The organism is Parapedobacter deserti (genome assembly GCF_042646065.1).
Taxonomy (GTDB): Bacteria; Bacteroidota; Bacteroidia; order Sphingobacteriales; family Sphingobacteriaceae; genus Parapedobacter; species Parapedobacter deserti.
In genome coordinates, this window is the sequence record NZ_JBHRTA010000035.1 from 24,635 (window position 1) to 51,589 (window position 26,955).

28 protein-coding genes and 1 pseudogene are annotated in these 26,955 nt (G+C 46.7%); 15 read left to right on the top strand and 14 right to left on the bottom strand.

Going from position 1 to position 26,955, the window contains the following annotated elements; all coding sequences use genetic code 11:
• The 3 genes from ACFOET_RS11235 to ACFOET_RS11245 form a co-directional block, all read right to left on the bottom strand.
• The gene (locus ACFOET_RS11235) at positions 1-3,324 is read right to left on the bottom strand and encodes a TonB-dependent receptor (RefSeq protein ID WP_379022619.1); all 3,324 of its coding nucleotides are present in this window, start codon (positions 3,322-3,324) and stop codon (positions 1-3) included.
• 253 nt (positions 3,325-3,577) lie between these two features.
• Positions 3,578-4,747 (bottom strand): FecR family protein, encoded by a 1,170-nt coding sequence (locus tag ACFOET_RS11240; protein ID WP_379022621.1) that lies wholly within the window; start codon positions 4,745-4,747, stop codon positions 3,578-3,580.
• A 113-nt stretch (positions 4,748-4,860) separates the two neighbouring features.
• Positions 4,861-5,457 (bottom strand): RNA polymerase sigma factor, encoded by a 597-nt coding sequence (locus ACFOET_RS11245; protein ID WP_379022623.1) that lies wholly within the window; start codon positions 5,455-5,457, stop codon positions 4,861-4,863.
• 175 nt (positions 5,458-5,632) lie between these two features.
• Here ACFOET_RS11245 and ACFOET_RS11250 point away from each other — a divergent pair, with 175 nt between their 5' ends.
• A complete protein-coding gene (locus ACFOET_RS11250; protein WP_379022625.1) occupies positions 5,633-6,064 on the top strand; it encodes a WxcM-like domain-containing protein in 432 nt (143 codons plus the stop codon).
• A gap of 69 nt (positions 6,065-6,133) precedes the next feature.
• Here ACFOET_RS11250 and ACFOET_RS11255 read toward each other — a convergent pair whose 3' ends face one another.
• Positions 6,134-6,274 carry a hypothetical protein gene (locus tag ACFOET_RS11255; RefSeq protein ID WP_379022627.1) on the bottom strand — a complete coding sequence of 47 codons (141 nt, stop codon included), beginning with the start codon at positions 6,272-6,274 and terminating at the stop codon, positions 6,134-6,136.
• Positions 6,275-6,903: 629 nt separating this feature from the next.
• On the opposite strand from ACFOET_RS11255, the gene ACFOET_RS11260 reads away from it, so the two are divergent.
• The 10 genes from ACFOET_RS11260 to ACFOET_RS11305 all read left to right on the top strand — a co-directional run bounded on the left by ACFOET_RS11260 (position 6,904) and on the right by ACFOET_RS11305 (position 16,648).
• Complete coding sequence (locus tag ACFOET_RS11260; protein ID WP_379022628.1) at positions 6,904-7,602, top strand: hypothetical protein; 699 nt, start codon at positions 6,904-6,906, stop codon at positions 7,600-7,602.
• Positions 7,603-7,892: 290 nt separating this feature from the next.
• Positions 7,893-8,627: a DUF6597 domain-containing transcriptional factor gene (locus ACFOET_RS11265; protein WP_379022630.1), complete on the top strand. Its 735-nt coding sequence runs from the start codon at positions 7,893-7,895 to the stop codon at positions 8,625-8,627.
• Between the two features lie 69 nt (positions 8,628-8,696).
• Positions 8,697-9,056: a VOC family protein gene (locus ACFOET_RS11270; protein ID WP_379022632.1), complete on the top strand. Its 360-nt coding sequence runs from the start codon at positions 8,697-8,699 to the stop codon at positions 9,054-9,056.
• An 8-nt stretch (positions 9,057-9,064) separates the two neighbouring features.
• Entirely contained in the window at positions 9,065-9,490 is a 426-nt protein-coding gene (locus ACFOET_RS11275) for a hypothetical protein (RefSeq protein ID WP_379022634.1), read from the top strand.
• Between the two features lie 382 nt (positions 9,491-9,872).
• On the top strand, positions 9,873-10,457 hold the full coding sequence (locus ACFOET_RS11280; RefSeq protein ID WP_379022636.1) for a hypothetical protein: 585 nt from the start codon (positions 9,873-9,875) through the stop codon (positions 10,455-10,457).
• 22 nt (positions 10,458-10,479) lie between these two features.
• Complete coding sequence (locus tag ACFOET_RS11285; protein ID WP_379022638.1) at positions 10,480-10,923, top strand: EthD family reductase; 444 nt, start codon at positions 10,480-10,482, stop codon at positions 10,921-10,923.
• 67 nt (positions 10,924-10,990) lie between these two features.
• On the top strand, positions 10,991-12,586 hold the full coding sequence (locus tag ACFOET_RS11290) for an FAD-dependent monooxygenase (RefSeq protein ID WP_379022640.1): 1,596 nt from the start codon (positions 10,991-10,993) through the stop codon (positions 12,584-12,586).
• 173 nt (positions 12,587-12,759) lie between these two features.
• Positions 12,760-14,817, top strand: coding sequence for a BamA/TamA family outer membrane protein (locus ACFOET_RS11295; protein ID WP_379022642.1), 2,058 nt, complete (start codon positions 12,760-12,762; stop codon positions 14,815-14,817).
• A gap of 2 nt (positions 14,818-14,819) precedes the next feature.
• Positions 14,820-15,923 (top strand): sensor histidine kinase, encoded by a 1,104-nt coding sequence (locus tag ACFOET_RS11300; RefSeq protein ID WP_379022644.1) that lies wholly within the window; start codon positions 14,820-14,822, stop codon positions 15,921-15,923.
• Positions 15,920-16,648, top strand: a complete 729-nt coding sequence (locus ACFOET_RS11305; protein ID WP_379022646.1) for a LytR/AlgR family response regulator transcription factor — start codon at positions 15,920-15,922, stop codon at positions 16,646-16,648. The genes ACFOET_RS11300 and ACFOET_RS11305 overlap by 4 nt, the downstream gene beginning before the upstream one ends.
• A gap of 1 nt (position 16,649) precedes the next feature.
• Here the strand turns inward: ACFOET_RS11305 and ACFOET_RS11310 are convergent, their stop codons facing one another.
• From ACFOET_RS11310 to ACFOET_RS11320, 3 genes are all read right to left on the bottom strand, one after another.
• Positions 16,650-17,174, bottom strand: coding sequence for a DinB family protein (locus ACFOET_RS11310; protein ID WP_379022648.1), 525 nt, complete (start codon positions 17,172-17,174; stop codon positions 16,650-16,652).
• Between the two features lie 113 nt (positions 17,175-17,287).
• Complete coding sequence (locus ACFOET_RS11315; protein WP_379022650.1) at positions 17,288-17,800, bottom strand: fibronectin type III domain-containing protein; 513 nt, start codon at positions 17,798-17,800, stop codon at positions 17,288-17,290.
• On the bottom strand, positions 17,801-18,169 hold the full coding sequence (locus tag ACFOET_RS11320; RefSeq protein WP_379022652.1) for a hypothetical protein: 369 nt from the start codon (positions 18,167-18,169) through the stop codon (positions 17,801-17,803). It lies immediately after the preceding gene.
• On the opposite strand from ACFOET_RS11320, the pseudogene ACFOET_RS11325 reads away from it, so the two are divergent.
• Positions 18,159-18,473: pseudogene (locus tag ACFOET_RS11325) on the top strand (transposase); the annotation flags it as partial. The gene ACFOET_RS11320 and the pseudogene ACFOET_RS11325 sit on opposite strands and share 11 nt — an antisense overlap.
• A 200-nt stretch (positions 18,474-18,673) precedes the next feature.
• On the opposite strand, the gene ACFOET_RS11330 reads toward ACFOET_RS11325, so the two are convergent.
• A complete protein-coding gene (locus ACFOET_RS11330; RefSeq protein WP_379022656.1) occupies positions 18,674-18,934 on the bottom strand; it encodes a DUF6597 domain-containing transcriptional factor in 261 nt (86 codons plus the stop codon).
• A 93-nt stretch (positions 18,935-19,027) separates the two neighbouring features.
• Between ACFOET_RS11330 and ACFOET_RS11335 the strand changes: the two genes are divergently transcribed.
• Positions 19,028-19,153, top strand: a complete 126-nt coding sequence (locus ACFOET_RS11335; protein ID WP_379022658.1) for a hypothetical protein — start codon at positions 19,028-19,030, stop codon at positions 19,151-19,153.
• A 100-nt stretch (positions 19,154-19,253) separates the two neighbouring features.
• Here ACFOET_RS11335 and ACFOET_RS11340 read toward each other — a convergent pair whose 3' ends face one another.
• From ACFOET_RS11340 to ACFOET_RS11350, 3 genes are all read right to left on the bottom strand, one after another.
• Positions 19,254-19,679 carry a VOC family protein gene (locus tag ACFOET_RS11340; protein ID WP_379022660.1) on the bottom strand — a complete coding sequence of 142 codons (426 nt, stop codon included), beginning with the start codon at positions 19,677-19,679 and terminating at the stop codon, positions 19,254-19,256.
• 73 nt (positions 19,680-19,752) lie between these two features.
• The gene (locus ACFOET_RS11345; protein ID WP_379022662.1) at positions 19,753-20,529 is read right to left on the bottom strand and encodes a helix-turn-helix domain-containing protein; all 777 of its coding nucleotides are present in this window, start codon (positions 20,527-20,529) and stop codon (positions 19,753-19,755) included.
• 102 nt (positions 20,530-20,631) lie between these two features.
• A complete protein-coding gene (locus tag ACFOET_RS11350) occupies positions 20,632-20,769 on the bottom strand; it encodes a hypothetical protein (protein ID WP_379022664.1) in 138 nt (45 codons plus the stop codon).
• Between the two features lie 1,062 nt (positions 20,770-21,831).
• Between ACFOET_RS11350 and ACFOET_RS11355 the strand changes: the two genes are divergently transcribed.
• Entirely contained in the window at positions 21,832-22,116 is a 285-nt protein-coding gene (locus ACFOET_RS11355; RefSeq protein WP_379022666.1) for a hypothetical protein, read from the top strand.
• The gene (locus ACFOET_RS11360) at positions 22,113-22,610 is read left to right on the top strand and encodes an anthrone oxygenase family protein (RefSeq protein WP_379022668.1); all 498 of its coding nucleotides are present in this window, start codon (positions 22,113-22,115) and stop codon (positions 22,608-22,610) included. Before ACFOET_RS11355 ends, ACFOET_RS11360 begins: the two co-directional genes overlap by 4 nt.
• Here the strand turns inward: ACFOET_RS11360 and ACFOET_RS11365 are convergent.
• The 3 genes from ACFOET_RS11365 to ACFOET_RS11375 all read right to left on the bottom strand — a co-directional run bounded on the left by ACFOET_RS11365 (position 22,591) and on the right by ACFOET_RS11375 (position 26,947).
• Positions 22,591-22,914: a transposase gene (locus tag ACFOET_RS11365; RefSeq protein WP_379022670.1), complete on the bottom strand. Its 324-nt coding sequence runs from the start codon at positions 22,912-22,914 to the stop codon at positions 22,591-22,593. The genes ACFOET_RS11360 and ACFOET_RS11365 overlap by 20 nt on opposite strands.
• Before the next feature lie 102 nt (positions 22,915-23,016).
• On the bottom strand, positions 23,017-23,472 hold the full coding sequence (locus ACFOET_RS11370) for a helix-turn-helix domain-containing protein (RefSeq protein WP_379022672.1): 456 nt from the start codon (positions 23,470-23,472) through the stop codon (positions 23,017-23,019).
• A 196-nt stretch (positions 23,473-23,668) separates the two neighbouring features.
• On the bottom strand, positions 23,669-26,947 hold the full coding sequence (locus ACFOET_RS11375) for an SMEK domain-containing protein (RefSeq protein WP_379022674.1): 3,279 nt from the start codon (positions 26,945-26,947) through the stop codon (positions 23,669-23,671).
• Positions 26,948-26,955: the final 8 nt, after the last annotated feature.

Here is a 26,955-nt window from a genome sequence, read left to right on the forward strand (position 1 = left end):
TTAGAGCGTCAGGTTTATGCCCAGCCTGATGGTCCGGCTAAGCGGGTAGCTGTTGTACGATGTCCGGTCGATGTTGCTGGCCGAGGCGTTCACCCCGGAGTTGGCCGAGGCATTGGCATCGGGGTCGAAGCCTTCGAAGTTGGTTATCGTAAACAGGTTATCGCCCGCCAGGAAAACCGAGCTTCCCGAGAGCCATTTGCCAAACCGTTCGGGAAATGCGTACGACAGCGTCACTGAACGTAGCCGGATAAATGAGGCATCGGTCACGGTCAGCGAATTGATGGCCCGCGCCCCACCATACGAGCTTGGATTGATGCCCGAAGGATACGCCGCGCCGGGATTCTGGGGCGTCCACCGATCGAGGTAATGGGCCGCAATCCGGTTGCGGTTAAAATTGATCGGATAGAGCGATTCGAGGATGTTGGCATCCAGCGTTTCGATGCCCTGTACGGCAACCAGCTGAAAATCCAGTCCTACGCCTTTATACATAAATGAATTGCTGAGTCCGATGGTGTAATCGGGGAACGGGTCGCCGAGGATAACCCGGTCGTCCGCGTTAATGACCCCATTGCCGTCCACATCCCTGAAAATCGGATGGCCGGGGTGCGCATCCGGCTGTGCCGACTCGCCGATGTTGTCGCCTTCCTGGAAGAATCCCGTGATTTCGTATCCATAAAAAGACCGCATAGGTACGCCCCTGCGCACGATGGTGTAATTGGAAATGAAGGTCCCTACGCTACCGCCGATCAGTTCCGGAATGAAATCGGGCAGCTCGGTGACCTTATTCCGGAGTACCGACAGGTTGAGCGACGTGCGCCATTCGAATGCACCGGTGGTATTCAACGAATTCAGGGTAACTTCAATGCCCGAGTTCTGCACGTTGCCGAAGTTGACCCGTGTATTGGTGAAGCCGGTCGTTCCCGGCACCGGCTTGCTGAACAACTGATCTTTCGTGCTCTTCACAAAGTATTCGAGGGCCCCCGACAGCCGGTTGCGCCACAAGCCGAAGTCGAGGCCCACGTTGATCTCTTCGGAGGTTTCCCAACGCAGCCCCGGATTGGGTATCCGGGCCGGAGCGGCCCCTTGTACAACTTGGTCGCCCAGTACCGCTGCGCCCGACACGACAAACGTCTGGAACGTCTCAAAGTTGTTGATGCCCTGGTTGCCCAGTCGCCCGAATCCGGCGCGCAGTTTCAGGTCGCTAAGGAGGGACTGCTGCTGGAGGAAGGCCTCTTCCGAAATCCGCCAGGCCACGGCCATCGAGGGAAAAAATGCATATTTGTTGTCTGCGGCAAACCGCGAAGTCCCATCGGCGCGTAGCGATGCGGTAACCAGGTATTTGTCGTTGAAGCGGTAGTTTACCCGGCCCAGGAATGAATTCAGCCGGTTCCGCGAGCGGCTACTGTTGACCGTAAACTGCCCCCGGTCGCCGCTCTGCAGCTGGTCTACACCGGTTACGTCGGAGAGAAAATTGGCCGCCGCTGCGGTGGCCGATCGGTTATTGAACTCTTCAAACGTTATCCCCGCTACTGCAGATAGGTGATGTGCCCGACCGAATTCCTTGTCATACTGCCCGAGAAACTCCGCAAGCCAACGGAAGTTCTCGCCCGATCGGATGCTTCCGATACCACCTGAGGCGAGACCCCGTGTGGTGAGCCGGCTGTTGTAACTATCTGTGCGGTTGTTTGCAAAATCCGCACCCAGGCGGGCGGTAGCGGTAAATCCCTCGAATATGCGGTAGTCGGCGGTAAACGTGCCGAAACTGCGGAACAGCATATCCCGCTCATCGAAGCCGTGAATCAATGCCAGGGGATTTTCCAGCGCGATGACGGGGTTAATCTGATAACGGCCGCTTTCATCCAGCCCGGCAGGCAGTGTGGGGTCAAACTGCAGGGCCGTGTTGATGGGCCCCGCAAATTCGTTGGCCGAGTTGCTTTCATAAATCCGCTTGTTGTTCCACCGATTGGTGTTCACATTGAATTTGAGATCCAGGCGGTCCGTGGGCTTCAGCTCATAGTTGAGCCGCACGTTATACTTGTCCAGGTTCGAACCGAGCACCACCCCAGCCTGGTTGAAATAATTCAGCGAAATGTAGTAATTGGAATGATTGCCACCACCCGAAAACGCAAGCCTGTGATCGTGGGCAGCCGCCGTCCGGAAAATCTCGTCCTGCCAGTCCGTGCCGGACGAAGCATCGTTGATCTCCTGATCGGTATACAGCGGGGCTTCGCCTTGGTCGGCAAGGATGCTGTTGAGCACTTCCATGTATTGGCGGGCGCTCAGCACGTCGATACGCTTGGCTACATCCTGCAGGCCTACATAGCCATTGTAGGAGGTTCGCGGTTTTCCGCTCTTACCCTTTTTGGTGGTTACGAGCACCACGCCATTGGCTGCCCGCGTTCCATAAATCGCTGCTGCGGAGGCGTCCTTGAGGACTTCGATAGACTCGATGTCGCCGGGGTTCAGCGCATCCATGGTGGCGCCTGGCAAACCATCGACCACGACGAGCACCTCATTACTACTATTGATGGAACCTGCACCACGGATGCGGATGCTGGTTGCCGCTCCAGGTGCCGAGCTCGACTGGCTGATGTGCACTCCGGAAGCCTTGCCATTGAGCAGCTGCAATGCATTGTTGTTCACACCCTGCGCAAAGTCGCGCTCCTGGATCGACACCACCGAGCCGGTGAGGTCGCGTTTCCGTGCCGTGCCGTAACCGACCACGACCACCTCGTCTAGGTCGCTTATCGCCGCAACCAGCGTAATATTTACCGTGCGCTGATCCGTCAGCGACAGCTGTTGCGTCTCGAAGCCCACGGCGGAAAACACCAGGTTCCCCGTGCCCTCCACGTTCAGTTGAAAATTGCCTCCGCCGTCGGTGGTGGTCACCGCTGTCGATGCGCCGAAGGCCACGGTTACTCCTTCCACAGGCGCGCCCGCCTCGTCGGTCACTTTGCCGCCGATGGTGCGCTGTTGGGCCCGGTGCATGGCGGTTCCGCCCAGGTTGTCCCCGGGCAACGCCGCCGATTCCGGCGCTTTGGAAATCACGATGGTGTTATTCTTCAGCACCCACTCCAGGCCCGTGCCGGCCAGCAGGTCGTTCATGGCTTGCTCCAGGCTCGCTCCCCGCACTGTGGCGCCAACTTTCATTTGGGCAAGTGCTTTCCCTTTCAGGAGATACAGGTGCCCGCTTTGCTGACGGATGGCATGCATGGCATCGGTGAGTGGCACATGGCGGAGGTTTAACGTGATGGTCTGGGCTACGCTTCCGGCGGTAGCTTGCAGTACAACCACAAACGTGAGTATAATTGCCAGTTTCATCATTAACAACCGGTAAGTGTAAGGCCAATAGCGGCCTTTAACACGTGTGTTAAAAATCATATATTTGTCTGTTTGGTTTATTAATCGTATTCACTCGTTGTTGCTGTTGCAACACATTTCGATGGTAGCCCAAGCTTTTAACCGGGTGGCGTTTCCCCCGCCATCCGGATTTTTGCGCGTCATCGGGCTTCGTTGTTTCCGTTTATCCTATGGCCATCCTCCTTTCTGTTCGTTATTGCGGATTCCTATACGCTCATTAAGGCATCACAACAAGCCTATCTACGTTATCCGTCCGTTCGACTCTAAAATGTAAGCCACTAGTTTCCAGCAAGTCAAGCACATTACTCAGGGGATCCTGGCGATTGATATCGCCAAAGTAATGGGTGGTGGGGATGTCACCCTCGAAGACCACCTCGATGTCATACCAGCGGCTCAGCTGGTTCATCACCACCTTAAGTTCGGTTCCGTTGAAGCTGAATAGCCCTTCCTTCCAGGCAACGAAAGGCAATACATCGACCGTTGCTTTGGTCAACGTGGTTCCTGTCAGGGAGCTTTGCTCGCCTGAATGGAGCTGTAATGACGCGGCGTTGCCAACCGTCGATACTTGTACACGCCCCCTCACCAGCGTTGTCTGTGTCTGGTTGTCATCGGGGTAAGCGGATACGTTAAACTGGGTGCCCAGCACCGCTATGGATTGGTTTTTTGATTTGACGATAAACGGAGTCCGTTGGCTTTGTACATCGAAATACGCTTCGCCGGTGAGTTCCACCACACGTTCGGCACCATCAAACGCCAGCGGATAGGTCAGCGTTGAAGCCGCATTGAGCCACACGATCGTACTGTCGGCAAACGTAATGCGATACGTTCCTCCTTTCGGCGTCGTCAACGTTGCGTAGACTTCGGCTGACGCTCCCTGTTGATCCGCAGGCACCGCATCAAGTTCCGAACCATCGTCGTAGCGCAGGTAATCGCCAACTGTTATTCCCGCTTGTCCGGGATCCAGGTCGACAACGCGACCATCCGCCAGGGTAAGGGTAGCCCGGTTTCCGTCGGGTTTGATGGTTGTCGCATCCAGCGGCTGCGGCACATGATGTGCCTCCTGCCGGGTAAGCAGCCAGATTCCGCAGGCGGCCACGAGCACGGCAGCCGCATAGGGCAGCCATCGCAATTTCCGATGAAGACCCTGCCTTGGGGCGGGCACCGCACCGATCTCCACTTTCAGCTGCTGAAAAATACGGTTGTACGCCGCTTCCACTTCCGGCGAATCGGTGACCGATAGCTCGCTGTTGGCCAGTTCCGAGCGGATTCGCTCTGCCAGTTCCGACCGATCGCCTTCCCGTTCGAAATGTTCCAGCAGCTGCCGGATTTCGTCGGCGGAGCACTGTCTATTCAAAAACCGCGTATAAAGCGCGTCCCAATCCTGCATAACGGTTAATCATTGGTTTACGAATGAATACGTACGGGCGCACGAATCCATATGCTCCTTTTCGGCAGGGCAACAAAAATCATACACAACCAGCTGTGATTCAGCAGGAAAAATTAGAAATAAAATGCCGTTTGGAATACAACTAGGATATGCAGGTCGGGATGTTTGGCGAGTTCGGCACGGAGGAACCGCGTGGCCTTGACGATGTGGTCGTTTACCGTACCTACGCCGATACCCAGTATTTCCGCCGCTTCGGCGTAGCTTTTACCCTCCAGCCGGCACAACGCGAAAACTGCCCGGCGTTTCGGGGGGAGCCTTTCCAGAACCGCCCGTACGAGCGCCTGGCTCTCGGCCCGTTCCAGCTGTTCTCCCGGCGCCGGATCGTGGAGCGCCGCGGTACGGATCAATTCCTCCTGCATGCGTTTATCCCGTGCGGCGCGGCGGTAATAATCCATCGCCAGGTTGCCGGCTATCTTCTGCAGGAATGCGCTGATAGACCGGTCGGAATCAAGGGTTTCCCGGAGCTGCCATACCTTGAGGAAGGTATCGTGGGTGAGCTCTTCGGCCACTTCATGGTGGTGCATCAACCGGTAAAGGTTGTGGTATATCTGGCGTTTATACTGCAGATAAAGGCTTTCGAATGCCTGATGATCGCCAAGTTTTAAGGCCGCCAGCCACTCCTTTCTATTGTTTCCATGAATCCGAAGCATTTATAACTACAATTGGTTCGGAAACGAATGTAATAAAAAAAACCGGCACCCTTCACCCGAGTGCCGGTTTGACATACGTTGATGGCCCTTAGGCTACCGTACGCCCGAAAGGCTGGTCTATTTTTAACAGAATTGTATAAATTGCGCGCACTTAATTTTGATAAGCAGCAAACGAATGGAAGAAATAGCCACTATACAAGGCGGCATCGCCGAAGATCATCGCGGCAGCATCCGGTTTGTCAATGATTTTGACATGACCGCCGTGAAACGGTTTTATATCATCGAGAATAAGGATACCGAAACGATCCGCGGCTGGCGGGCGCACCGCATTGAGCAACGCTGGTTTTACGTGTTGGAGGGTGCGTTTTCGCTGAAAACGGTTAAAATCGATGATTGGGACGAAGCGTCTAGGGATTTGCCGGTAGACGAGACCATCATCCGGAGTGCCGATCAGCGCGTCATCCACGTGCCGGTAGGTTACGGCACGGCCTTCCAAGCCCTGGAACCGGGCAGCAGACTTCTGGTGTTCGCCGATTACGGCATCGGGCATGCAAAGGAAGATGACTATACGTATGCATTAACGTACTTTCTCAGGGCGAACTTTTAACGCCATTACGACGACACGCTCGATGGTATCATGAAGCAGGCGAAGACGTGCGGTGATATTGACACGATGTCAATTACGAATAGGGCTCTGTTTATCTCCGTCATCGTGTCTGGGTTCATCGGGTGCCAATCGCGCTTTTTCATAGTGCTGGATCTGTCGATCAACCTCACCCCTCAATTTCATCAGCACATGCCTGTAGCTGTTTTTCATAGCAAGATTTTGCTCCTCCAGAGGGATACCTTTGATGGTTAACGCTTTCTCAACTTTTTTTTCGGGTTTTGGCTGGTATGGAATATATGTAGAATTTAAACCAATTGCTCGTCCGATATATACTCGTATACGATCACAAAAGGGAATATGGAGACCACGTACTGACGATTGATAGCTATTTAGTTATTTAGGCAATATACGTTGTCGTGCTTCGGTAAAGGACACGCCTTTGTCCCGGCCTGATTTAAGGTCTTCCGAGTTCGGCGGATCTTTCAAATACTGGCCCTGTTTTAAGGCGCCAAATTGGCTCCTTAAAGCCCGATGCCCTTTATTTGGTAATAGCCGAACAAAATTTTAAATTTGTATAGTTATTCCAAGATAAGCCAACGTCTATCAATGCAGATTTCGACACCATGAAGAACTTCCCCCTTTTCAGATTTTTAAAAAACTATTTTAAAGAAGCACCCGCAATTGATCCGCAAACCCACTTGACACAACATAATCGTCAAACCGTGCACAAACGGGACAAATACAGATGTTTAGTATGTCAATCAAACTGGGAAACTATCGATGTCATTTCCAACAGGATCGATTCACACCCACGCCTCACAAACCCAATTTATGGCACGTTGGTTACGCACGACATCGACTACATAAGTGCCTTTGCTTGTGAAGCGGACATCCTTTTGCTCTCGCTAGACGACAATTTCCATGTAGTCGAGGCCCTGCTTGAACTTCCTGAAGTGGGCACTAAAATGATTGTGATGATGACCAACAGCCACAAGTCCCGTAAAAAAATAAAGAATCGGGTCGACTACTTTATGCCAAATGAATTCATTGAAACCGACGACGATTTCCAATCGCTCATGGCCCCAGTCATCGATGAGCTGGACAACGACTATCCCAAACGACAGCCCACACCAATGAAATCGGTTTACAGTTGCTTTATCTGGCAACTCGAACCCGGATTATCATGTATTAAACGCTGGATAGAAGGTTCCGAGCGCCTATGTTGCACGTACAGTTGTTATAGTTTGACGTACTCGGACCAAGAACGCGCCGCCGCGCAAGAAGCTGATATCCTTATCCTTTCAAGCGGCGGGGACAGTGCCGACAGTCTGATTTATTTTCTCGACCATTACGACGTCAGTTCGAAGGTGGTCATCATATCCACCGTCTTTTCTGCGGACTCTGTACTGGATCGTACCCCCCGCCGAATCGATTATGTCCTTGAAAAATATGAGATCTTTGACCTGAAAGACTTTAACCGATTCTTCGTACCCATAATCAAAGATCTTGATGGTGGTACGAATCGCATGCTTGATTAACCCCGCTCACATCCCCGGTCATAGGGGCCGAGGCTTGTTTTAAGGCATTGAAAAAGGTGCCGAGCAAAAGATCTACAATGTGGTAGCGAACCTTATACAGCTTCTTACGCAGCAGGTCCGGCGAATAAGCACATCCCGACCTCTCCACAACATATCGGCACAACAATAGCTGTAATATAGCAATTAATTTGGCTAAATTTGGTGAAAAAGGTTGGCAAAGGAAGACGATTGACAAACTAATGATTTTAGGAGCGAATGTCAATAATAACATGGCCTAATAAAATGTAATTATGATTTACAAAGAGATTAAACCACATCCAAGTCTAGCAGATTACATCGATGCCTATTGGATCACTGAGGGGGTGGAGAAACAATGTGTTAAAGATATAATATTACCGGATAACTGTGTTGACTTGATTTTTAATTTAGGAGAAAAGTACGAAACATACAACGGGGCTTTAACAATGTATCCAGAGAAAACCTATCTCGTTGGAACAATGACCACATTTAAGGAAAGCGTTATGTATGCATCGAATAAACTTATTGGAGTGCGTTTTAAGCCTTCAGCCTTTTCCTCGTTTTACAACTTTGCACCTTCAAATGAAATTAGAGATAAAACTATTGAATTTGAGCAGTCTTTGTCACCCGACATTCACCAGATAGAAAAGCACTCTTTCGCCTATCTCGATAAATTTTTCTTAAAAGGGCTGACAAAGGAAAAGCACAATCTATTTAAGGTAGTAAGAGACATTGAAATAACCAATGGGCTAATTAGTATGGACATATTGGCAAAACAAAATAGCACGACAATAAGGCAATTAGAACGGGACTTTAGAAAGTACGTCGGAATTAGCCCAAAAGTGTTTGCTAATATCGTTAGGTTTAGAACCGCCCTTTTTAAAATAAAGCACAATCGAAATCAGCTAAGTTTATTGGGTATCGCTCACGAATGCGGGTATTATGATCACGCCCATTTAACCAATGAGATAAAAAGATATGCAGGCGTTGTTCCCTCAAAATTTTGATTTTGTCGTTTTTTTCCAAAGTTCCAATTATGATAATCATTTATTTTTGTAAAGACAGATTAAGATATTATGGCTGAAATTTATTCGCAAAAACTAAAACACGAGCAGATACAATACATTGAATTTCTATCAAAGGATATTGTTCAAGCTAAAAATTTTTACACCAAATGTTTTGGTTGGAAGTTTACAGATTATGGAACAGCATACACTGCATTTGCTGGTGACTATGTAGAGGGTGGATTTACTTATGGAGAACCAACCAACGGAACTATTTTAGTCGTTCTCTATTCAGAAGATATTGAAACGACTAAAAGTAAAATAATAAGTGCAGGAGGCGCTATTGTTAAAGACATTTTCAGTTTCCCGGGAGGAAAACGTTTTCAGTTCACAGATTTAGACGGCTACGAACTCGCTGTTTGGACAGAATAAATAGCGATATGGACAAAAATAATATTAGTACTTACGCTGTAAAACATATAAGTATTTCTATAAATAAGCCTGCCGATGAGGTATATAGTTATGCCTCAAACCCTGAAAACTGGCCTGCGTGGACAAATTTTATTCAATCTGTGGTTAAAGAAAACAGCACTTGGTTTGCTGTATCCGACTTAGGAAGAATTAAAGTGGAATTCGTTCCCGACAATAATTTCGGAATTATAGACCATTGGGTTACTCTTACAGATGGCACAATTGTATACAATCCGATGAGAGTGATCGAAAATAATCAAGGGAGCGAATTTGTTTTTACCTTGTTTAGGATGCCCTATATGACGGAAGAAGCATTTGAACAGGATGCAACGGCTGTGATGAACGATCTAAAAACGTTGAAAAAAATACTTGAAAAGAATAGTAGAACGACTTAAGGCAATTCACAACGTAACAGTTGCAAAAGTATACCTAATTTTAAATATACAAATGCAAGCACACTTGCAATTAACGGTGATATATCCATAATACTTCATTTAGTGTTGTTTGGGGTATTGTTTATGACATTCTAGCGTGGGGAGTTCTTTTAACCCAAACTTTCGCAACATAAAACTTTACCTCAGAAATAACGAATCTGCTGATGACCGTTGACAGAAAAAGCTTTGATTTTCAGGTTGATAAAGTCTATATTTACACGATGCAACAAGGCGGCCATGTCGAGATTTCCTAGCCATGGATATGACTAACGCGATTGGGGTTCTTATACACGGCTATACCTAGTTTCGTCCAAAAAGCTGAATAACAAATAAACCATAAATTATGCGACAAACAAACAAACTGCTAGTGATTTATAACATTGGCATTACGCTTCTATGCGGTTTTCTGGTTTTAACAGGGTTCAACCGTCCGAACGAAGACGAAATTACGGTAAAACGGATCAATATCGTAAACGAAGATGGTACGCCCGCTATCATTTTGGCCAATCAGGAACGTGTTCCCGATCCGGTTCTGGAAGGTCAGTCTTACAAAAGAGCCATTAAGGCGGGTGGCATCGTACTGTACGATCCGCAGGGTAATGAGCATGGCGGCATGGCCGTAATGGAAAATGAGACCGCAGCATTCAATGCAATGGTACTGGATTATAGCACGGTGGATGCCATCGGGATGTTCTCCCGCGAGGATTCAACTGGCTATCAAGCCTTTCTTACGGTTAATGACAAAGGAAAAGGAATCGGGCAGGGTACTAACCGTTTGCAGCTCGGCACCAGTAACGGTACCACGGCGCTGGTAATCAACGGAACCGACGGGAAGCCGCGTGTCAAGTTGGAGGTAACCGACCGGAATGAAGTGTCGTTTTCAGTGCTGGATGAAAACGGAAATACAATAAAGCAGCTGTTGGAATAATCGCTCCTAAAAGCACCGGATATTGATTGCTATACAGGGATCGATTCTGTTATTTCTAGCCTTGGTTGGCTGCGAAACCGGTAGGCCAAAATTTGCCGATGCGCCGCGTATCGGAATGTTTAGGGTGTCTGTACTTTATCCTAACGGAGAAGGCAAAACTTTTGATTTTGAATACTATGAGAAAAAGCATATGCCTATGGTTGCTTCGTTTCTGGGAGAGAATCTAACGCTTTACGAAGTTGAGAAGGGCGTTTTGGGTAGAACATCGGGGGAGAAGCCATCCTTTCTGGCTATAGGTTATTTCTATATTGACGATATCAACGAATATAATAAAGCAATTGCCCAAAATAGGGACACCATTATTAATGATTTTAATAATTACACAAATATCCAACCGATTATACAGATAAGTCAAATTAGAAAGGTGGTACACAATGATGCAAAGCGAACAAAAAATGAAAACTGACTTTCGTGAAGGGACAATAAACAGTTGTTGGAATAACAAATTTTGATAGCACCGAAACGATCATAATATGGATATACCTGGTAAGACCCGCATATTGATTGTTGGGGCTGGTCCCACCGGATTAATGATGGCCTGCCAACTTTGCCGATTTCAAATCGATTTTTTGATTATCGATCAGAAACCGGGACCGGTACAAACCTCGAATGCGTTTGGAGTCCAAGCCCGGACTGTAGAAATACTGGATCAGATGGGGGTGGCCGATGAATTTCTGGAATTGGCGCAAAGAGCGGAAAATGTTACCTTTTATGTTTCCGGAAAGATAGCCCGACAATTTCACTTTGCTAAACCCGGAGCGGGAAAAACCAAATTTCCCAACATTTACTTGCTCGAACAATTTGAAACTGAAAAATTGCTCCTGGATTTTTTAGCACAGCATGGAAAAAAAGTCAATTGGAATACCCGGCTTACCGATATCAAGGAAACCGCGGATGCTGTAGAATCGGTAATTTGTCAGGACGGCAGAACTTACGAGGTTTCGAGCACCTACCTCATTGGTGCAGACGGGGCCTCAAGTACCGTAAGAGAGAAGCTGAAAATTGCCTTCCATGGCAAAACATTCCCTCAAAACTTTATGCTGGCTGATGTCTATCTAGATTGGGACAGCCCTCAACATCATATCGTAACCGCAATGGAAAAAAATCAGGTTATGGGATTTTTTCCGTTTAAGGAGAAAAACAAATACCGGATATTCAGCTTTCTCGATGATTCGGAAAAGGACATCGATGAATTTTCTGAAAACGACATCAAAAACAATACTGAAAACCTACTGGGACTAAATATCAAGATCAAAAAGTCTATTTGGTTTTCCGTGTTTAAGCTTCATAGCAGAAGCGTGACGGCATTTAGAAAAAACAATTGTTTTCTTGCAGGTGATTCGGCTCATGTTCACAGCCCTGCCGGAGCACAGGGGATGAATACCGGAATCCAGGATGCTTATAACCTGGCATGGAAACTGGCGATGGTTCTAAAATCTGGTTTTCCAAACAGGCTTCTGGAGTCGTATGACGAGGAGCGGAAACCTATCGCCCGAAACCTGTTAAAAAATACGGATTTAGCTTTTCAATTTACTGTTAGTAAAAATCCATTCTTTCGTTTCATAAGATTGCGGATATTTCCTCTTGCCCTGAAGATACTGCTTTCGTCTTCCTTTGTACGGAAAACCGGCTTTCTCCGGCTTTCTCAGTTGAATATAAAGTATCCTGACAGTGGCATGAACGGCTCGGGAGCGCGCGGCTCCTTTTCTGCCGATGCACCCTCACCGGGAGATCGATTTCCGTTCTTCCCACTTTCAGATCGCCAGACCAGCTTGGATTTGTTGAAAAATACAGGCTTCAATTTGCTAATGTTCAACGTGGATTCTTCGGACACCGAATTGGACGCTATAAAATCATGGAAGAACCGTACAGAGTTAGATTGGTTAACTATGATTGATGTGGAACCTTGTCCGGGATACGCACAAATAATTCAAAAATGGAATATCAGGCAAAACAGCATCATGCTCATCCGGCCCGACATGCATGTGGCCTATCGTAGCCAGCCTGCCAGTTTGAGAGATTTTCAATCTTATTTGTCTGAAAATAACTATCCCGACCCAGCACCATAGCGGCTGACCCCATTTTTAGAAATCATTTACCTTTTCCCTGCCAGATCGTATTCCATGATTGACCGAAAAAATCTCCGGGACTTATTCGACGTTTACATAGCGAATCCGGCCGTTTGCATAATTTTGTTGGTAAATACATACCGGTACGATACCTTTAAGCCCTTCGTAACGATATGTTGAACGTAAAAATCGATGAATTGATGCCTACACTGCTTGCCGATTTCAGAAATACCCATTTGCTGTTCTTACTTGTTTGCCTGTCCTTTTCGATAACTGTCCATGCCCAAGACCCAACGAATCGTCATGCCACAGCGCCTTTGGCGGCCAATGGCGGCCGGATGGTGCAGTTTGTCGATGGCCAGCTTATGGTCTCTACCATTTTGGCGGACGAGGAGGCGACCGTAATAACCACTTCCAATCAAGTAGCGCCTTATTTCTGCACCATCAGCGATGACGGTCGCTGGTTGCTCTATTCCATCAAAATGAAGACGGAGAAAATCACCTATGTACACGATTTGACCCGAAACGGCGAAATGAAACAGCAATATCCGTTCGCCATCGAGTCTGCTGCTTTCACCCGCGACGGTAACAGGGTTTTTTTCGTGCATTCCAAGACATTCTGGGGGGCAAAGCTGGCGGCTTACGATACGCAACACTGGCAATTGCTGACCATGCGTTCGATTACCGACTTGACCACCAGCATCGCTGTGAACGCCGAGGGTTCGCAGTTGCTGGCGGCAGCAAGGTCGGTGGTGCGGCAAATCGATGCGGAAACGCTGAAAACCGAAAAAGTACATTGGGAGACTTCCCGGTTGCATGGGTTGGTATACAGCCCCACAGACATGCACCGGTACGCGAGCATCAACCACAAGAACCGGATCGAGGTGAGGGACCTTAGGGAAGATCGCGTGATGCAAACCATCCGTGCCGGCCAAGGGCGGCTTACACAATTGGCTTTTGCGCCCGATGGCAGGCACCTGATGAGCCTAAACGACGCGGGCTACCTTGCTGTATGGGATCTGCGGGAGCGTTCGTGCGTGATGGCTCTGGACAACACCCTTGCCGCCGACGGGTTTGATGAGGGTAAGTTGACCGTACTTAACCAAGCGGGATGGCAATCCGTCCGAACCGATCTGGCGGAGGCACGCATTAGCGCCACTTCCGCACTGCCCGATTCGGCCTTTCTGAATGGGCCCACCAGCAAAGTGGGTATTGTTCCGATACCGATCATTTCCTACAGCCCGGAAACCAGCTTTTTACTTGGACTTGGCATGAGTTTCATACTCCCTCCAAAAGTCAATGGGTCTTCCGTTCCACCACGCTTCTTCCGTCCGTCTTCGATCACGCCTTCGGTGGCCTATGGCTTCAACGGCCAATTGCAGACGAGCCTGACGATAGATTATTTCAGCAAACGCGGATGGCACTACGTCAACCATGCGAGTTTTCTCCACAACAATCGGTCGTATTTCTTCGGATTGGGCAACGATGCCCAAAAAGAGCACAGCACCGTATACCACAACAACGTGTTTTCCTGGGAAGGGGAAGTGACCAAAGCCATCGGCGAACGCTTCTTTGCGGGCATTACCTATCAGGTCCGTAACGACAGCCGATTGGATTTCGATGAATCTGCCTCAACCGCGGTGCCCAACGGGGATGGTGGATTTTTAGCGGGCGCGGGTCCGGTCCTACGTTTTGATACGCGGAACGACCTGTTTTTCCCGACGGGAGGCTACTACGCAGACCTGTCCTTCAGGCGCTATGGCGGATGGCTTGGCAGCGACTTCGTGTACAGCGATGTCAAGCTCGATTACCGTGGTTTCCATGCGTTGCCGATATTAACGGAAGGTACGACCCTGGCGGTGCAGGCACTGTACCACGGCGTATTCAACGGAGACGCGCCTTTTTACCAATTACCCTATCTTTCGGCCGACCGGCTATTGCGCGGCATATGGCGCAACCTCTACATCGATAGGCAGGCAATTGCATTGCAGGGCGAGCTGAGATCGAATTTCAGCAATGTCGACCCCCGGTACGGCTATGTGGTGTTCGCGGGAGCGGGGGATGTAGCACCCAGTTTTTTTGAGGATTACAAACCCGGCATCACCGGCGTATTTGGTGTGGGGTTCCGGCAACAGGTTATCCCTAAACTCAAACTGCAATCGCGGATAGACCTTTCGGTGACGACCAAAGGAAATGTCGGTATCTTCGGCGGAATAGGGTTAACGTTCTAATTATGCCCAAGAATCCATTCAAGTCGATCATAGCGTTTCTGAAACGCAACCGCAAAAGACTTATTCTCTTGACGTTGATGAGCCTGGTGCTTCATGGCACCTTATTTTTTATGGCATACATGGCCAATCCTGAAAAAACCGTATACGATTTCAGCAAGCGATTCGGGCTTGGCATCAATACCTTTTTGTTTATCGTGGAGGCAGTCGTCACGTATTACCTGTTGATCTTTCATGTGATTTTGCCCCTGATGCACAAGGTACGAATCTGGCGTGCGCTGGCTGTCTTTTTTGTGATGTTTGCGTTAAAGTTAGCCCTTAGTTACTGGTGGCTTTTTTCGGCACCACAAGACCCCCAAAACATGCAGGAACGATTGTCCACCACCGCCATTCCCGACAATAGTGTTTCCTGGTTTTTGCTGTGGCACGCCATGTTCAGTTTATGTGATTTGGTCGCCTGTTTTTCGGTGGCATTGATGGCGGAGTGGATACGCAAAAGCAAGCAGCAGATCATTTTAGAGAAACAAAAGGCAGAGGCCGAGCTCAGTGCACTGAAACACCAGATCAACCCCCATTTTCTGTTCAATTCATTGAGCTTCATTTATAGCAAAATTATGAAGAGCGATGAAAAAACAGCGGAGTCCGTGCTGATACTGGCCGACATCATGCGGTACGCGCTGGCAAAAAGAGAGGATGTGCATGGTCGGGTAAACATCATGGAGGAGGTGGAGCATTTGAAAAACGTGATCGAAATCAATCAGCGGCGCCACGATCACCGACTGAATATTTGTTTCGATGAAGACCTAACCAATCCGTCCGCAACCATCGTTCCGTTAGTGCTGATCACCCTGGTCGAAAATGCGTTTAAACATGGCAATTTACATGACCAAAGTCACCCTATTTTGATAAAGCTGCATACCAACGACCGTGAATTGTCGTTTTATATAAAAAACAAGAAAGGCAACGGCATCAAAGAACTTTCTAACGGCATCGGTCTGCAAAACATCAGGCGGCAACTGGATCTTATCTATGGTAGCCATTATAACTTTGTATTGGAAGACGAGCCATCGGCATTTACAGTGCAACTGAAAATACCACTGAATTCATGATCGACTGTATCATCATCGACGACGAGCAGCATGCGGTTGACGTATTGGAACACTACGTGGAACAGGTTCCTTACCTCAATTTAATTGCCGCAACCACCGATCCCGTTACCGGGCTCGCACGGCTGGATGACCTGGTGCATGGCGTGGTATTCCTGGATGTGCAGATGCCGAACCTCACCGGGGTTGAACTCCTCAAGCTGATCAAACGGGATACCCGCGTCATCATGACCACCGCCTATAAGGAATATGCGCTGGATGGGTTCGAGCATGCGGTGGTGGACTATCTGCTGAAACCCATTGGGTTCCCGCGGTTCCTTAAAGCCGTGAGCCGGCTGACCACAACCGTTGGCACCCTGCAAACGGGAACGAACGGGAACGACGCTTTTCTTTTTGTAAAGTCGGAACAGAAGGGCAAATTGCTCAAAGTGGATATACAGCGTATCACCTTTATTGAAGGGCTGGGCAACTATGTGATCATTCATAGCGACGGGCAGCCGCCCATCAGCACTTTCCTTACCCTCAAATATGTATACGAACATTTGGCCGATAAGGGCTTTATCCGGGTTCACAAATCGTTCATCGTTTCGTTGACCTACCTCACGGCAGTCGAAGGGAACGTGGTTCGCGTACGGAACGACGACCGGTCTATCCCTATCGGCAACGCCTACAAACAGGAATTCTTCAAACTGGTTAACAGCAAGCTGCTTTCATTTCAAGCTAAATAGCTCAGTACTTGGCTTGCTTGTTTACATCATACTTCATGCCCGGGTAGTTGAGAATCCTGCGCATCAGCCCGATCTGGCCGCAGAGGTAATCTGCCCTACCGATACACATTCCGATAAAGTTTAGCAGGGTTTCCGGCACAAAGGAGATATTCATGCCCATGGGAACTTCTTCCGATAAGCGGTCATCGGTTAGCTTCAGCAGTGCATTGTATACCACAGGAGATATGTGATGGAAATTCGCTGTCAACTCCTTTAACGTGGGATACGTTTTCGCAGAATCCAATGCCTTGCCCTCATGGAATAATTCTTCGAAAGGGTCGTTTTCATCAATACCCAAGACACCCGCCAGACCGTAGCGCATGTTGACGAAGTTGCCGGCCATCCAAACAACGTGATTGGTTCTGCCTTCAACTCGTTTTAGTGCATCTTCTTCGGATAAGCTGTCCAGTGCATTGATGAAAGTTTGCGTATGCATCCGGTAAGCAGGGATGATCACGGCTAACTGTAGGGATTGCGGCGTGTCCATAACTTTTGATTTTTAGTATTAATCCTATTTTTTGTTCACTACACAAAATAAGCAAAACGTCCGCGGACGGCGTGGTGACAAACGCGACAACCGAAAAGGGCAAACAAGACAAATTAAGGCATCGTAATCGACACTTCTTCACTGGCTTCGCTTTCCACACCGCGCCGGTCGATACTTGACACATAATAGTAATAGCGATTACCGGCTTTCGCCGCCTTGTCCACGTAGCTTAGCTGCTCCCCTACGGATTCAACCTCGGCGATCGCTTCCATACCACCGCTGGCTAGCGCCCGGTAAATCCGATACGAACGGATTTTACCCGATTCGCCATCGGTATCCCAGTTAACTGTCACGCCGCCTTCATCCACCATCAGCCGCACACTGCCCGGTGGCAGCGGCTTATGGTATCGGGAAGCCACCTCAACTACCGGGCTCAGCGCGCTCAGTGTACCGCTTACACCTACGGACCGGATGGCATACCACCGCTGTTCTTCATAAGACAGCGTATCCACAAATTCGTTCATATCGGTTTCCAGCCATGCTTTTTCATCAAATTCGCCTGCTTCGGTATCCTTGCGGTATATCCGGTAGGTAGCCACCTGCTCGGAAATGCGGTGCAAATCCAATCATGTGAGCGAAACGGTCGTATCGGTAAGCCATAACGGCCTCAGCTGACTGGGCGCGGTTAGCCGTACGGTTTCGCCAGTCCCCGTCCGTAACACTTCAATGACGGCAGAAGGGGGGCTCAACGATTGGGTGGTCGAGACGACGGCAACCATATAGTAGGCATGGCTACCTGCCGCCAGTTGTGCACTGTCAACATACGTATGGAGACCTGCCGCAGGCGGCAACAGCCCGCTCACCTGTTCCAATGGCGACGTGGTGGATAGCGTGCGGTACACATAAAAACCCCGCAGGTTGGTTGCATCGGCATAGTACCACAACAGTCGTCCACCTTCAGGTGTGTCTTTTCCTTCGAGGTTTTGGGGAGGCAAATACCGGGCGGTGATCGAGTCGTGGCGTCGGAACAGGGAGCGCCTGACGACCTACTTCCGTTACGATAAGTCAATCCGCAAACTGATTTATACCACCAATACGATCAGGGGCTTCCACCGTCAGGTACGGAAAGTGATTAAGACGAAAGGTGCTTTCACTTCGGATATGGCCCTGTTGAAACTCATCTATCTGGCCCAGCGGAACATCAACAAAAAATGGACGATGCCGTTGGCCAATTGGGGAGTGACGGCCCAGCGACTTGCGATCTGGTTTCCGGGGAGGATGGTATTGGATTTGGCGTGAAAATTTTTCTACCTTTACGTTCTCCCGCCCCGGGGCGGGAGAACGTAAAGGTAGGCCTGACACGAACTATGTTAAAAAGCAAGAAGAAATTGAGCTTTTATTGTTGTTCGAATTATATCCGTCTACATACCTGCTGTTCGACTTACAGACCGCAAAAGCCTGCCGGAGGAGTTCTTAGCAGTTTCAGAAGATTACTTGGGTCAATTCTTAAAAAAGCCCATCACATAATTTTCCTCTGGATTGTTAAGGTCAAAAATAATATCTATACAACTGTCGGTTACAACACGATAATGAAATGGTTCAGCAAGCAGTTCGGCAGTTTTAAGTTGCCAATAGCAATAAATATAGGGTTGCAACCTTAAATCAGGTAAAAATTCAATATAAGTAACATTTTCAGCCGAAGCTTTTACAGTTGGCTGAATAGGATTATATAAATTTCTTATTTGCGTGGAAATATTCACGTTTGTAACCTTAGGTTTTTGTAAATTTATAAAATAAAAGGAGTTTTTACTATTTATAAAGTGCATAATTCAAAAGTTGCATTTGCCGACAGCATGAAGAGTGCGCTACGAAAAGCGGGAGACGATTACGGCATTAACTTGACAGATCGGCAGATCATCATGATCGATGCATCCATCCGGGTTTTGAAGGCAATGGGTGAAGCGATCGGAAACGGCTGAGCCTCCCCCAGAGTCGTTGGTGCCATCTGTCATCGAAACTCTTCGTCAGAGGCCGCTTCCGTATTTGGGGAACTTCGGAAGCAGCCTCAAACCCATCCTGCTAGGCACTTTCAAGGGCTTTGATATCGAACTTTTTCATTTTCATATAAACCGCCATCACCCGCTGCGCTTTATCCGGGTCACTGAGCAGTTTCGGTAAAATGGTGGGTACCACCTGCCAGGACATGCCAAATTTGTCCTTTAGCCAACCGCAGTTGCCTTCACTGCCGCCATCGGCCGTCAGTCTTTCCCAATAGTAGTCGATGTCTTCCTGCGTTTCGCAGTCTATGACAAATGAGACCGCCTCGTTAAATGTGAACGCTGGCCCGCCATTCAGGCCAATAAATTTCTTGCCATCGAGCTCAAATTCGACCACCATCTGGTTGTCTGCCCGAATCTTGGCATTCTTGAAAATCGAACAGTAGAATTTTGCTGCTGCCTGGGCCTGACCATCAAACCAAAGACAAGGATAAATGTTGTTTTCCATTTTTTGAATTGTTTTGTTTACAGTTCAAAAGTATAGAAGGCCTAAGCCGCGGAATAGAACAAAACTGACAAAATCAGTTTCCCCCTGCTTTGCTATAGGCAAGGTACTCACCGGGCGTTAGGGAAGTAAACTCTTTGAATGCGCGGATGAAATGGCTCTGATCTGAATAGCCGTTGCGATACGAAAGTGCGGTCAGGCTTGTAAACTGTAGGCTGTTGAGCTGTCGGAAAGCGGCATTGAATTGGCTGATTCTGCGGTAGCGGGTGGGAATGATGCCGATGGTTTTCTCAAACAACCGTTGGAAGGTGCGCCCCGTCATACAAAGTTCCGACTGCACCGCCGCCAGGTTTTTTTTGGAGGGTTCGGCGGCAATTTTTTCAACGGCATATTTCACGATACGCGTATCCGTTTTGATTTTAGTAACAAGGCTGTATATATACTTATCCAGGATGGCGACAATCTCCGTGCTTGAGGATGCGTTCAGTAACTGTTCCTGCAGGCCGGCCCGGATGGATGCCGGCAATACGTTCATCTCAATGGGGTTGTCTGTCAATTCCTGGGCAGAAACCCCAAACAGTGAATTCAGGGCATACGGTTTAAAGAAATAAGCAATCAGCGTGAAATCCTCATCGATGGTTAACGTGTCAGGGAATACCGTTTGCCCAAACAAGGTCAGGTAGTTCGTTGAATTCCCTATCCGTCCTTTGGCTGTTTGGAAAAGAAGGGTAGGCATACCATTTGCAAAAAGAGGCAATGCAAAAGGGGGCGTTACTTGGAAGTTTTCAATAACAAGCAGTTCATGCACGTATTCTTCAATACAGGGCGCCGGATGGAGGTATATTGATTTCATAGGGTCCTAATCTGATACCAAAGATATCACGTATATGTTTTGCGTTTGAGGGGCATATGCGACAAATAAGGGGGGCAGTTGTTTTTCAAGTAAGCACTTTCATTAAACGCTAATGTCCAGCTCCCTTACCAGTTCCCCCGGTACCTCTTCTAAAACCTTCTCCTCGTCTTTTCCGTCTATATACAAATGCTTCGCTACATCCGTCAACGACTTCGGCTCATTGAAAAATTCACCGGTCAATCGTGCCGTTTATGTCCGCAGGAGGAAGCGGAAAAATAAACCCTTAGAATACGTAACCCAACAGGTAGTAAAGTATAATGAACACAATGATGGTTCCGATGCACCCAAACCCAAGTTTTCTTGCTCCCCATCCTGCAATCAATGCCCTGAATAATTTGTTCATAGCCCTCTTCTATTTTGTATTTTGAAACCTTTGACAGGTTTACAACAAGATAGGTTCATGCAATGTTTTCCGGCGCGTGTTGTTCGTGGGATACCTGCTGGGAGGCCCGGTGTTCCTTGTTACCTTTCTCTATACGTTTATCATGAGCCCCATTTTCCAGTATTCACTAAAGTTCTTTACGCAACTTAAGAACGAGCTGTGTGACCCGGCCCCGAGCCGTTGAGCAATATTTCTTTTAGCATGACTCGGAATTTGGGAGGAGGTCAGTCTCAGGTTGCATAACCATTCGAATTTTTATACTGTCTTTGCCGGACGTTATTTGCTTCGACAACAGCCTTTATCTCGAAAATAAATGACCGATGGAGGATTATCCAGACCATAGCGGTAAATGATTTCACCGTAATCGCTGTCGAATATCAAAAAACAGCTCGTTTTTCATGCAATCCCTCAAATATAGCTCTCAAGCAGCTGCCGTTCAGACCAACCCGATGACAGCAATTCGAGAATCAGTTCAACGGAAATACGTGAATGCAACAACAAAAACGTTGAGACATTTGTAAATTTGTGATTGAAATAAATACCCTTAGCCGAACGGTATGTTGCGATGGAAATTAGAAAATATACAGCTGGGAAGGCAGCTGCGCTATTTGTGAAGGATATTTTAGCTGTTGAAGGTGGCGAGACCGGCAAAAAAACGATTTTACACCTTGTTGCCGACGGTTTCCCCGGACTTCTTTTCCACAATACCCCAAATGGCAAATGGGCACAGCAAAACGTTCGCAGGGGAAACACCGTCAAATTTCGCTAATAAGGGGTACACCGTTTTGTCGCATTTATTCTATTTATGAGCTGATACCCAATCTATTTTTGACCCATAGTTATTTTAAAAAAATAAAAACATGGAAAATCAAATTTTGGTATTGTGGGCAACCGGCAAAACCGGCAGCCGCGTAGCGGAAAGACTTCAAAAAATGGGAATCCGCGTCCGTTCGGGTTCAAGAACGGCAAACCCACCTTTTGACTGGGAGAAACCCGATGGTTGGTCAAAGGCATTGGAAGGCAGGAACGAATCCGTTGCCGACGGCATTAAAAAGGCTTTGGGCCGTGAGCCTGGCTCCTTTGACGAATATGTGGCCAAAGCTAAAATGACCGGGGTCTGGGACAACAAAAATACAAGCGTATGACTTTTTACCAGATAACCCAGATACTCGCAACCTTTCTCACGGGCTTGGTTGCAGGTCTTTTCTACGCCTATCAATGTTCTGTCATCGGCGGATTGGGAAAACTTGACGACAAAGCCTATCTAACAGCATTTCAGCACATCAACAGGGTAATTTTAAATCCGTGGTTCTTCTCAAGTTTTATGGGCTGTATGTTAGTATTGCCGGTGGCAGTCTGGCTTTCCAATAGCTCGGGAACGCAATCAGGTTTTTATTTATTGCTCACGGCTGCTATTGTTTATGTTGTTGGCGTGTTTGGCGTGACCATATTTTGCAATGTCCCTTTGAACAACGCTTTGGAAAGATTCAATATAAACGGTGCGTCAACCGAGGAAATACATAAATTCAGGAAGTTCTTTGAGCCGCCGTGGAACAGATATAATGTGATTAGGACTGTTGCTTCTGCTTTCAGTTTTTTGTTATGTATTTTATCAATGCTCAAAAATTGTAGGCTCTGATACTACGCTTCCAAAACAGAAAAAATGAACAATTTACAATGAACGACCTTGAAACCGTTATTAACATGGGAATGATGGAAGGCATGGCTTCTACGCTTGAAAAATTGTGAACATCATCCCTTTCATAACGGATAAACTGTTCCTGAAGGTCAACAGGGAGAAGAGCGCCATACCGCTGCCGCCATTTGTAAAAAGAGGCTGCAGTGACCCCATGTTCACGTGTGATTTCCTGAACGCTTATTCCAGCCTCGAACACTTTAAGGATCTTACTGATCTGCTCCGGTTTGAATCGTTTACCTTTCATCGTACACTGTTAGAGTTATCAATCATTTTCTATTCGCTAACAGTCTTTTTTCAGGGGAGCTTACAGATCACATTGGTATCCAGCACGCATGTAAACCGTACACTATGCACCATAGAGGCCGAGTTCTTCGTCAGACTTCATCATTCCCGTCAGCAGATCTTCCCTCTTCCTTTGCGATTCCTTTTTGTATTCCATCACATCTTCAAACCGCACTCTCCTGTGCCTACCTACCATTGTGAAGGGTATTTTGCCTTCTTCGAGCAATTTGACCAAGTGGGGCCGGGAGCATCCCAGCAACTCGGCTGCTGCCTGTGTAGTCATTTCGGTAGCGATGGGTACTAGGGAGACCGGTTTTCCCTGGCTGGTGGCTTTGAGAATCTCGGCCAGCAATTTAAGCGCCTTCAATGGCACTTTTATTTTTTCGGCAGTTTCTTCGATCTCGATCTCGGGATTTTCCGTACGGAGCTTTCCCAAAGTAGCAGCAAGCGTGCCGTAAGATTGCATTGCCGCCAGTTGTTCTGCCTTGTTAGGTCTTTCTATGTCTGCTAAGTGCTCCATGAATTAATTCCTTATAAATGCAAATTTAAACGAAATATTCGAAACAAACAAAATAAAGAGATAGGGGCTTTTCGGTTTTTGATTCTAGCTGATTATCGGGGAGATTACATCCTGTAATGCTCCCTAGAAACAACTACGATTATTAACGTAGTTTTTATACCTTACGTTATGTATTTTATACTATAATTATGTCCAGCTATCCACCCAATTTCCTAATTGCCCCAACAGCATAACGACCATAGATTTTATCGTCAGCTAATGGTCTTAGTACATCAATATCAATCAAAGTTCCATGTTCTTCCAGTAGTGAAATAGCGTTTAGGTTAATTTCTGTCTTCTGACTTCCGTGTTGCCAGATACTCTCCTGCCAATCAAGATCCTTTAATGTATGCCTACATGACTCTGTAATCTGGTTGCGAAAATGTAACTCAAACGACTGAATTATATCCAGATTAAGTTCTCCATAGTAGTTTTGTTGATACAACGCACGTTTAGCTTGCCAAATCGTTTCAACCACATAATTGTTTTCAGCTTTAAACAACACTTCGCCAAGCTTTTGATAGTGTTGGTTTCTGCATTCACTCTCAATATCTGTTCGGCACCCCCAATAAAAGATTTCCGCCAAAGCCCTAACGGATCGCTCTTTTTTATCATGTCCATTATTATCACGCTGAGACAATGGATAGTCATTTCTTCCCAACAAGAGATGGACTATGAAGAAAAGTGCTAACGAATCAACCGGAAATGAAGGTTGAATAAACGGAGTATCCGTCCATCGAACAAGATATTTCATTGCTGATGCACCAATTGTTTGACACACTTTCAGAATCAACGAAATAGTGAACATAGAACTATGTTCTCCTTGCAATGCCATTCTAAAAAACAGAGCTTTCTCATTGCTTGGTAGATTGTCAATAGCTGTATAATACGCGGAGCTATACGGATGGTCATATTGGCGGAAAAAAATTCCCGCCGCATACTCACAAGCACTTTGATCGTTGGGGTTATTAAGTACACCAGCAATCTCGTCGTTAACAACATAAATATAATTATTCGCATCTTCTTCTAATTCTCCGAGAGCTGAAAGCGCATCAAATATTGTTGTTGACAACCAAATATTCTGAGTCTCAGAATGTATGGTATTGATGACCTTGATTAGTTCGCCTCGTTGCTCTTCATTCTCGTAAATGAATCCGATTTGTTGAAGAATTTCCATTAACAAATTGCTGGGTGTATAACGCCATCTGTTCAAAATACGTAAAGTAGTTGGATAAAGTACTCTCAGGCGATTGTCAAAACGGAGCAATAACAACAGCAAATAAATTTGTCCTGGCGTTAATTCTCTACCATCAATTAACTGTTCAAGCTGTTTTTGATGTATAGCAATCTTGTCTCGCATATGAAAATATTCTGATTGCAGTGAATTGAGAATACGCGTGATTGCCATGTGCCGTTGAAAAATGCCACTGTAAGCTGCCAAAAATATACTAGATCGTGTACTGATACCACGAGCCTTCCCTTCTTCCCAAAATTCCTCGACACTTTTTGTACATACATTGTCCATGGCTTCGATCAGATCAAATATTTCACGGAGAAGCTCACCCTTAACCAGTCTTCCGGGAATGGCTAACAATAAAGCCAATTCTTGATCTGACCAGTTTTGAAATCCATCTTCAACACACTGAAAATTATGTGGTGTTTTTGCAAATTCAAATCTGCAATTGCTGATCTCGACAGCAATTCTGGGCAACAGCTGTTGTATCTTCTTCTCCGCCCAGAGCTTACAATACTCACCGCCTTCACCTTCAAGTAATGAATCGAACAAATTTGAGTCAGTTAAACCGGTCAATACCTCGTCCAACAACTTTTGGTCATCAATTGATCCGATAATTAGCAACTTCTTGTCGGTATTTTTAGGCGCGTTCAATGCCTCGAGTATCTCAAGGGCATTAGAAGCAAATCGAGCCACACTGTCTGCAACAAAAAAATTAAAGAACATTTCGTGTCCGAAACTTATCTTATCCGATTGTTCTTCCAAAACACCGCTTTTTAAACAGTGTCGATAAAGTTCCAAAGAAAGCCCATGCTTTAGCAATAAGGTTTCAACCGTCCTATTTGCTAAACTAAACGTAATCTTTTCTGACATCAATTTAGTGATTGATGACAATAGAAAGAATCCATCCAAATGGTTGTCGCCAAGCTTTTTCTTTATAAATGATTCAAAAAGGGAAAAGCGATTATCTGTGTGAGTCAACGCTGTTCCAATTTCACCTGCCATTTTCGCCTCCAAACCGGTGGACACAATATTTAAAATTGGAATAAGTTTTTTTCTTGCTGTTTGTTGACCATGAGCGAGTGCTATTGCCATCTTAATTTCGGCAGATGGATACTGAATATAAATTGACGGCAACGCTAACTCTTCCAACGCCGGGTCCGACTCTTGGGTGGTAACTATTAGTTTGATATTCCAATCACTAACCACCTTTTTTATCTCTAGCAGAAGTTTTAAACGTAACTCTGCCGGACATTCATTGAGGCCGTCTACGATAAGTAAAATTTGCTGCTCTGATCGGACCACATGGGTTAAAAAATCTGTGTCTGAATTAAATCCATATGCATTAATCTCCTTATTAAACAGTTTAACAAAATTATTATCGTAGTATTTGGCATCTAAAACTACAGGAAAAATATTGTTGATTAATTCAACAGCGAGTTGCTTTGCCAGCACGGATTTTCCGCAACCAGAAGGTCCATAAATAATAAGACCTTTAGGATCTAAGAGTTGTTGAGAAAGTTCATCAGTTGAGAAAAACTGATCACCTACAATATATTGAATGGGAACAAAATTTTTGACTACACTTTGCTGATTTGCTATAAAAAGTTCTTTGTAGAAAGCTACTTTTTCCGCTCGGTGTTGAAAGCCAATCAAACTATTTTTCCGCAGTAATCCATGCTCTCCGAATTCTTGCTCGAGAAATTGCCTTATATTTTCAAATCGTAATTGATCGTCATAGTATAGCTGTTTAATTTGCTGTAACAAATCGCGAATAAGAATTATGTTTGTTTTGGAGTCAAAAAAATCTCCGAAAGGACTTAAAACTTTACTAGACAATATTGGACGCCTGTTATCTGAAAGTAATAGAAATCGAATACCATTTGGATATTCCTTTAAATAACCGTTGTCGTGGAAAGTTTGTAAGGTGCTTTTAATCTTGCTTGCATCTGTTCTTGATGAAACCTGAACGGCAAGTTTACCGACTGATTTATCACCGAGATCAATCCCCGGAAAATTTTGTCTATCATTATTCAGATCAACCAACTGATAGCCGTAAAGCAAATTCAGCAGGTGAAGTGAGGTTCCCTCTGAAATTTTATTAATATCATAATAAGTCAGAGCATTATTTACTGCTATTTGAGTAATCCAAGTCGTTACATAGGAATTGATCTCATCAAGATATTGTTTAACTTTTGGCATTGTTCATT